6 protein-coding genes are annotated in these 8,396 nt (G+C 76.8%); all 6 read left to right on the forward strand.

The genetic code is table 11. The features are described from left to right. Positions 1 to 929, forward strand: a 929-nt coding sequence (locus ACWENR_RS27905; RefSeq protein WP_452279926.1) for a transporter substrate-binding domain-containing protein, incomplete at its 5' end; no start/stop codon positions are given. Positions 930 to 935: 6 nt separating this feature from the next. Next, a complete protein-coding gene (locus ACWENR_RS27910) occupies positions 936 to 1,814 on the forward strand; it encodes a hypothetical protein (RefSeq protein WP_452279927.1) in 879 nt (292 codons plus the stop codon). After that, complete coding sequence (locus ACWENR_RS27915) at positions 1,811 to 3,979, forward strand: tetratricopeptide repeat protein (protein WP_452279928.1); 2,169 nt, start codon at positions 1,811 to 1,813, stop codon at positions 3,977 to 3,979. Before ACWENR_RS27910 ends, ACWENR_RS27915 begins: the two co-directional genes overlap by 4 nt. A 36-nt stretch (positions 3,980 to 4,015) precedes the next feature. Continuing rightward, positions 4,016 to 5,458 (forward strand): VWA domain-containing protein, encoded by a 1,443-nt coding sequence (locus ACWENR_RS27920; RefSeq protein WP_452279929.1) that lies wholly within the window; start codon positions 4,016 to 4,018, stop codon positions 5,456 to 5,458. A 5-nt stretch (positions 5,459 to 5,463) separates the two neighbouring features. Continuing rightward, positions 5,464 to 7,170, forward strand: a complete 1,707-nt coding sequence (locus ACWENR_RS27925; RefSeq protein WP_452279930.1) for a hypothetical protein — start codon at positions 5,464 to 5,466, stop codon at positions 7,168 to 7,170. Positions 7,171 to 7,381: 211 nt separating this feature from the next. Then, the gene (locus tag ACWENR_RS27930) at positions 7,382 to 8,332 is read left to right on the forward strand and encodes a DUF6528 family protein (protein ID WP_452279931.1); all 951 of its coding nucleotides are present in this window, start codon (positions 7,382 to 7,384) and stop codon (positions 8,330 to 8,332) included. Positions 8,333 to 8,396: the final 64 nt, after the last annotated feature.

Genomic DNA, 8,396 nt, shown 5'->3' on the forward strand with positions numbered 1-8,396 from the left:
CGACCGGCGGGGTCTGCCCGGTGCGCCGCAGCCTCCCGCCCGACCCGACGCCGCCGCGCCGGATCCTCGCCCGGGGCGAGCTCGTCGCGGGCGTCGACCCGTCCGACGCCACCATGAGCCACTGGGACGCCGGCAGCCAGCGGTTCGAGGGCTTCAACATCGAACTGATGCTGGCCGTGGCCCGGGCCCTCTGGCCGGCCGACGACCCGCGCAGCCGGCTCACCTTCAAGGCGGTGCCGCCCGGCCAGGGCGCCTTCACCATGCTCGAGAACGGTGAGATCGACGTCGTCGCCACCTCGCTGACGGCGTCCTGCGAGCGGGCCCGGCGGGTACTGTTCTCCAACGACTACCTCGACTCCGGCCAGACGGTGCTGGTGCGCAGGAACGCCGACGGCGCGCCCGAGTTCGCGGGCATGGAACAGCTCGGCGGCCGGCGGGTCTGCGCCGCCGCGAACACCACCTCGCTGGCGATGATCGCCGGCTACCGCACCGCCGGGGGCGGGCGGCCGGTCCCGGTGCAGGCGCCCCACCCCGTCGACTGCCTCGTCATGCTGCGGCAGGGCCAGGTGGACGGGGTCAGCACCGACGACAACATCCTGCTGGGCTTCGCCCGGATGGCCCCGGACACGACGCTGGTGACCGAGGCGCCCCGGCCGGAGCGGCGGTCCTGCGAACACCACCGGGACGAGAGCTGCACCTGGTTCACCGACGAGCCGCACGCCTTCGCGTTCCACCTGACCGAGGGCCGGGAGCTGGTCGCGTTCGTCAACCACGTGCTGGCGCAGCCGCGTACTGCCTCGGTGTGGCAGCAGGCCCACGACCGGTGGCTCGCCGGCCACCGGGACCGGGGCATGCCGTCGCCCGGGCCGGCCACCACCGGGTGGCCGCCCCCCGACCCCGCGCCGGGCACCGCCCGGCCGGCCGACTGACGGGCGGTGGGTCGATTGGCCGTGCGGGAACGCCTCGACGCCGCCCTGGCCGCGCACGCGTGGGTCTGCGAGCACCTGCTCGACGTCCAGCAACTGGTCACGGACGCCTTCCGGCAGAACGCCGGCCCGGCCGCCGCGCCCGCGCAGGAGGCCCGGAGCCTGCTGCACCGGCTCGGCTGCCTCTCGCTGGCCCTCGACCGGCTGGTGGACGACGCCGACGCGGTCGACCGGTCGACGGGCGCGGGCGAGGAGGCGCTGGCCCGGCTGCTGGCCGCCCCGTGCGAGGTGCGGTTCACCGCGGCCACCGGCGAACCGGTGACCGTGGAGGCGATGACCGTCCAGGAGATCCTGGTCGCGGCCCGCGAGCACGTGGCCCGCATCCACCGGATCGTCGAGGCGTACGGCCGGGACCGGCTGACGGTCCGGGCGCGGCGGCTGCGCTCGTCCGTCGAGCGGCTAAGGCGGCTCGCGGCGGAGGCCGCCGCCGAGGGGCTGGGCGACGGGGCGGACCCGCTGGCCGCGCTCGCGGTCGACGGGCTGCTGGACCGGCTCGCCGCCGCCGAGGCGGCCGGTCGGGGCCAGTGGTCGCGGGGCGACGTCCGGCCGGAACGCGACGACGGGGCGCTGGAGGCGGCCGTCGACCGGGCCGTCGAACAGGCCGACACCACGCGGCGGCGGCTGCGCCGGGGCTGCCACGCGGAGCTGACGGGCCGGCTGGAGGCGTACCGGCAGAAGGCCGCCGACGTGGGCCGGGCGGAGCACCCGGAGGTCGAGCGCGCCTACCAGGAGGCGGTGGCCGCGCTGCGGCCCGACGTCTTCGCCGTGACCGCCGCGAGCCGGGCGGTACGGGCCTACCAACGGGCCGTGAACGGGGGGACGCCATGACGGCGGTCAGCCGCGGCTGCGCGGAACGCAACTGCCCCGGCCGGGTCGACCAGGACGGGTTCTGCCGGCTGTGGGGGCACGAGTGCGCCGGGGCGGGCGCCGGGTCCGGCGTGGTCGACGGACCCGCCCGCGAGCCGGCCCCCGACCCGCGTCCGCCGCGCACCGCCTCCCGGCCCTGGGAGCGACCGGCCGTGCTGCCCACCGCCAGGGCCCACGACCCGCTGTCGGCGGTGGTGGCGCAGCCGGTCGTCCCCGAGCACTCCCGCTACTGCCCGCAGACGACCTGCCGGCGCCGGCTGCCCCGGGTCGCCGGCTACTGCCCGGACTGCGGCACCCGGTACTCCTTCACCCCGCCCCTGGCCGACGGCGACCTGCGCGCCGGGCGCTACCGGATCGAGGGCTGCCTCGGCAACGGCGGGGTCGGCTGGGTGTTCCTCGCCCGCGACGAGGACATGGACGGCGCGTGGCGGGTGCTCAAGGGGCAGCGCAACCCGGAGGACCGGGAGGCCGCCGCGGCGTTCGTCGCCGAACGGCAGGCGCTGATCGCGTTGAACCACCCGCGCATCGTCACGATCACCCACGCGCTGCGTCCCGAGTCCGACCGCGACGTCGGCTACCTGGTGATGGAGTACGTCGACGGGGGCAGCCTGGAGGAGGCGCGCAGCGCGGCCGGCCCGGGCGGCGGCTCCAGCGCGGTCGACGTGGCGCAGGCGCTCGGGTACGGCGTGCAGATCCTCGACGCCTTCGAGTACCTGCACGACCAGGGCTGGCTGTACTGCGACCTGAAGCCCGAGAACGTGATGCGCGTCGGCGGTCGGGGCGCCGCCGACCCGATCAAGCTGGTCGACTTCGGCGCCGCCCGCCGGATCGACAACACGGTGAGCCCGGCCTGGGGCACCGCCGGCTTCACCGCCCCGGAGGTGGAGCGCCTCGGGCCGGCGGGCCCCAGCGTCCGCTCGGACCTCTACACGGTCGGTCGGACCCTCGCCGCGCTGACCCTGGTGCCCCGGTCCGTCGACGTGACCCGGATCCCGGCGGGGCAGGACGTGCTGCGGCTGCCCGTGCCGGCCCGGCTCGACCCGTTCCTGCGGCTGCTGGCCCGCGCCACGGCCGCCGACCCGGACGACCGTTTCGGCTCGGCGGCCGAGATGCGCGAGCAGGTGCGGGGCGTGCGGCGGCAGGTCAGCTCCGCCGGCGACGGCGTGCCCCGGCCGACCCGGTCGACCCTGTTCAGCCCCTCGGCGTGCGCGTTCGGGCTGCACACCGACGGCGACGCCCTCGACGTCGTGGAGATCATGCTCGGCCTGCCGGCGCCCCTGGTCGACGGCGCCGACCCGGCCGCCGGTTTCCTCGCCTCGCTCGGGCCGGCCGACCCGGCCGAGCTCGTCGAACTGCTGAAGACCGCGCCCGAGCGGACGGCGCAGGTCACCTACCGCGCCGTCCGGGCCCTCCTCGCGGCCGGCCGGGTGGACGAGGCGGGGCCGCTGCTCGCCGACTTCCCCGAGGAGCTGCGGGACTGGTCGCTGTGGTGGCACCGCGGCCTGGTGGCCCTGGTCGGCGGCGACTTCGCCACCGCCCGCCGCCGCCTCGAGCAGGTGTACGGGTGGCTGCCCGGCGAGGTCTCCACCCGGCTCGCGTTCGCGGTCGCCTGCGAGCTCGACGGCGACCCGCGGTCGGCCGCGGACCACTACCGGGGGGTGTGGGACGCCGACCCGGGCGTGGTGGCCGCGGCGTTCGGGCTGGCCCGCTGCCTGCTCGCGGCCGGCGATCCGCGTGGCGCGGCCGACGCCCTGCTACGGGTGCCGGAGTCCGCCCGCGCCTCGACGGTGGCGGTCACCTGCGCCGTGCGGATCCTGCTCGACGCCCCGGACGACGGGCGCCGGCTCGACGCGGCGATCGACGCCGCCGCGACCGTCGACAAGCTCCCCCCGTTCGGCGAGCGCGAGGAGGTGGAGGCGCACATCCTGCGCATCGCGCTCGGCTGCGACCTGACCGAGGGGCGCCACGACGGGCGGCGGCTCTTCGGCCAGCCGCTCGACGAGGACGCGCTGCGCCGCGCGTTCGAGCGTCGCTGCCGGTCCCGCGCCCGGCGCACGGCGGACCGGCGGGAGCGGATCGCGCTCGTCGACCTGGCCAACGCGTACCGGCCGGTGACGTGGTGGTGATCCTCGGCCGCCGGCCCCGAGGGAAAGAGGTGGTCCGTGTCCCCCGCTGACGATCTGCCGCTGCGGCTCAGCGTGCACCACACCGAGTGCGTCCCGGCCGACGGGGCGGTCCTCGACGTGGTGGCCACCGTCCGGGGCGTGGAGCCGGCCCGCCCGGAGGTGCGGCACGGCGGCCTCGCGGAGGTGATCCTGCTCGACTCGTCGGGTTCGATGGGGGCGCCCCAGGCCAAGATGCGCGCCGCCCGGCAGGCGACCGCGGCGGCCGTCGACGCCCTGCCCGACGGGGTGGCGTTCGCGGTGCTCTCCGGCACCGCGAACGCCACGATGGTCTACCCGGGCGACCGGCGGCTGGCCGTCGCCGACGAGGCCACCCGTGCCGCCGCCCGCGGCGCCCTGCGGCACGTGGCGCCGCACGGCGGCACCGCCATCGGCACCTGGCTGTCGCTGGCCCGCCAACTGCTGGCCACGCGGCCGGAGGCGATCGGGCACGTCATCCTGCTCACCGACGGCCGCAACGAGTCCCAGCGCCCCGCCGACCTGCGCGCGGCGGTGGAGGAGTGCGTGGGCCGCTTCACCGTCGACTGCCGCGCCGTCGGCTCCGCCGACGGCGTGCACGACTGGGACGCGGCGGAACTGCTGGGCATCGCGGAGGCGTTGGGAGCCAACCCCGTCGTGCCGGTGGAGGACCTCGCCGGGCTCGCCGACGACTTCCGGGCGGTGCTGGCCCGCGCGATGTCCCGCCGGGTCGCCGACGTCCGGCTGCGGGTCCGGACCACCGGGCTGGCCCGGGTGCGCTTCGTGAAGCAGGTGCACCCGGTGCTCGCCGACCTGGGCGCGCGCGGCGAGCCGGCCGGCGAGCTGAGCACCGACTACCCGGTGGGCGCGTGGAGCCCGCACGACCAGCGGGACTACCACGTCGCGCTGGAGGTCGACGCGATGCCGCCGGGAGCGCGGCGGCGGGTCGGCTGGTTGAGCGTGCACGCCGGCACGGGCGCGGAGCCGGTCGAGGCGCCGCTGACCGTGGAGTGGACCGAGGACGCCCTGCGGTACTCGGAGATCAACGAGAGCGTCGCCCACTACACCCGGCAGCAGGACTACGCGGCGGCGGTCCAGCGGGGACTGGCGGCCGCCCGGGCGGGCCGGGTCGCCGAGGCCGAGGAGCACCTCGGGCGCGCGGTGGCGCTGGCCCGGGCGGCGGGCCGCGACGACGACCTCCTCCTGCTCGCCCGCGTGGTGGACGTGCTGGACGCCGCCGCCGGACGGGTCCGGCTCAGGCCCGACGTGGACGCCCGGCTGACGCAGTCCTCACTGGTGGTGTCACACCACACCTCGCGGTGGGGGCCGCAGGAGCCGCCGGCGCAGCGGGCCGCGCCGCCCGCGCCGTGGCGGCACTGCGGCGAGGCGCAGACCGGCGCGTACTGCGAGGGGTGCGGGGCCCACCACCTGGCGGCGGAGCGGCCCGGCGCGGGCCGGCCCTGACGCCGATGGACCTGGAGTTCGGCAACCAGGTCGCCGGCGTCGTCAGCGGCGCGCTGGCGCTGGCCGGCGCGGTCGTCGCCGCGCGCCGCGCCACCCGGGACCGGCGCGGCTGGTGGTCCGCGCTGCAGCCGGTCTGGAGGCGGGAGGCGGACGCCGGCATCGTCCACCCGCACCGCTTCGGCGGGTATGTCAAGCCGCTGTCGGAGGTGTACGTGCCGCGTCGCGCGGTGCCCCGGCTCGCCCCGGCCGGCGACGGCGTCGACGTGGCGGACCTGTTCACCGGCGCCGGCAACGTGCTGCTGATCGGCGAGCCGGGCAGCGGCAAGACGGCGCTGATCCGCTACGAGAGCGCCCGGTCGGCGCGGCGCTGGCTCGCCGGTCGGGGCCGGCGCCCGCCCGGGCCGGTGCTGGTGAGCCTGCCGGCCGGCGCCCTGGTGCACCGGCCGCTGCCCGCCGCGCTCGCCGAGGCGTACCCCCGCGACGGCGCTCCGCTCGACGTCGAGCAGCCGCCCGCGCCCGGGCGGCGGTGGCTGGTCTGCGTCGACGGGGTCGACGCCGTCGCCGACCCGGACGAGCGGGCCGTCGTCCTCAACCGGCTCGCCGCCCTGGCCCGCTCCCCCGACCCGGGCGCCGCGCCGGGGCCGTGGCGCGTCCTGGTCACCACGCGGCACCTGGCCGAGGACGAGCTGGCCGTGCTCGGTGACGGCTATCCGGCGTACCACCTGGCGCACTTCACCGACGCCGACGTCGCGCTGCTGGCCGCCCGGTGGTTCGCGGACGAGGCCGCGGCCCGCCGGTTCCTCGACTGGACCCACGCCCAGCGCATCACCGGCCCGGTGCACAACCCGCTCACCGCCACCGTCGCCGTGCTCGTCTGGGAGAACGGGCAGGCGGGGGCGGCCCCGCCGCCCGGCCCGGCGGCCCTGCTCGACGAGTTCGTCCGCGCCCTGCTGCGCGGCGGCCGGGACAGCCTGGACGCCGCGTGCGAGGCGCTGCGGCGCCGCCCGCCCGGGGGCGAGCGGACCGCCGCCTGGCTGGCCGCGCGGCACACCGACCTCGTCGAGGTGGCGGCGACCGCCGCCGTCGCCGGCGGCGACCCGGTCGCGGCGGTCGTCGACTGGACGGCGGCCCACGCGCCGGCTCCCCCGGCCCGGGCGCTGCCCGACTGGCCCGACCACGTGCGGCGGATCCTGCTCGCCACGGACCTTTTCCGGGCCGACCGGCACGGCCTGGCCTCGGTCTGGCCGAGCCTGGTGGAATACCTGGCGGCCGGGCCGCTGGCCCGCGACTGGCGACCGGACGAGTGGGTGACGCTGATGAACACCCGCTCGACGCGGTTCGTCGCGTTGCAGGCGATCAGCCGGGCCGCCGTCGCGCCGGCCTTCCTGCGGGACCGCCTCGCGGAGCCGGACGGCGCGATCGCGGCCGGGCACCTGCTCGTCGGCAGCGCCGGGGCCGGCGAGGCCGGCACGCCGTCGTTCCGCGCGGACGTGCTCGCGGCGCTGCTGACGCACTGGGCCGGCGGCGCCGACGGCCCCACCGACCGGGACGCCGCGCGGGAGTGCTTCGCCCTGCTCATCACGCTGGGCGCCGGGCGGGCCGACCGGGACCTGCTGCACGACATCGCCGCCGACCCACGGCGGCCGGGCGACGTCCGCCGGGCCGCCGCGCTCTTCTTCGCGGTACGCAGGCGCAACGCCCACCGCCCCTGAGCCCCGCCGCCGCCGCATCGACCGCCACCTCTCGGGCCCCGGCCGCCGCCGCATCGACCGCTACCTCTGGGGCCCCGGCCGCCGCCCGCTCCCGGGCAGCGGCCCGATCCCGGAAGCGGTGACTCCTTCGCTCCTCGACGAAAGGGGCCAACCAAAGTGGACGATCGTGGCAGGATGAGTGGCTCGACATGATCACGGGAGGATGTTGAGGATGCAGCGACGCACGATTCTCCGCGGGCTGGCGGCCGGGGCGGTCGCCGCGCCGACCGCGGCCCTGTTGGGCCCGGCCGCCGCGCAGGCGGCGACCAGCTATTACGTGGCCACCACGGAGCAGGTCAAGAACAAGGTCCTGGTGTTCCACAAGAACAAGAGCTGGACCGACGCCAACGTGCACTGGAGCTTCAGCCCCGGCGGCGGCGCGTGGGCCAACCTGTCGGACGTGAAGATCCGTTCGACGGAGAAGCAGGGCTGGATCGCGCTCGTGGTCGCCTCCGGCGGCCGGGCGGGCATCATCGACATCGACAGCGAGAAGCACACCGAGCTCAACGACCTGGCGTGGAGCGCGACCCCGGGCGGCAACCCGCACGCGATCGAGCGGATCCCGGGCAACGGCTCGGTGGTCGTGGCCAGCTCGCACGGCTACCTCACGCTCTACGCCCCGACGAGCGTCGGCAACCTCGGGTCGCTGGCGAAGGTGCAGACGGTCAGCCTGCCCGGCGCCCACGGCGTCCTCTGGGACCCGACCTACAAGATCCTGTGGGCGATCGGCAAGGGCAAGCTCGTGCACTACGCGGTCGAGGGCTCCTACCGCAACACCCGGCTCAAGTACTACGGCGGGTCGGTGAGCCTCGGCAGCAGCAACCTCGGGCACGACCTGCAGCCCGACTACGGCAACAAGTACAAGCTGGTATGCACCGCCACCGACGGCGTCTACGAGATCAACACCTCGGGCGGCCTGTTCACCAAGCGGAAGATCTCCAGCGAGACCCGGGTCAAGTCGTACGTGCGGCACTCCTCCGGAGAGGTGGTGTCCGTACGCGCCGACAACACCGGCTCCCGCACCTGGGGCAGCCCGACCGTGCGCTTCTCCCAGTCGCCGGACCGCAAGCGCTCGGGCGCCGAGTTCTACAAGGCGCGCATCTGGACGCCGGGCTTCGAGTGACCGTGCGGGCCCGGCACCGCGTGCCGGGATAGTCGCACCACAGCGGGGCCCGCGCTCGCCGAGC

The sequence above is a fragment of the Micromonospora sp. NPDC004336 genome, assembly GCF_053602615.1.

What these genes read in the sequence shown, in the direction of transcription:
- ACWENR_RS27915 (WP_452279928.1), top strand. Translation starts at nt 1,811, where the DNA reads ATGACGGCGGTCAGCCGCGGCTGCGCGGAACGCAACTGCCCCGGCCGG.
- ACWENR_RS27925 (WP_452279930.1), top strand. Translation starts at nt 5,464, where the DNA reads ATGGACCTGGAGTTCGGCAACCAGGTCGCCGGCGTCGTCAGCGGCGCG.
- ACWENR_RS27930 (WP_452279931.1), top strand. Translation starts at nt 7,382, where the DNA reads ATGCAGCGACGCACGATTCTCCGCGGGCTGGCGGCCGGGGCGGTCGCC.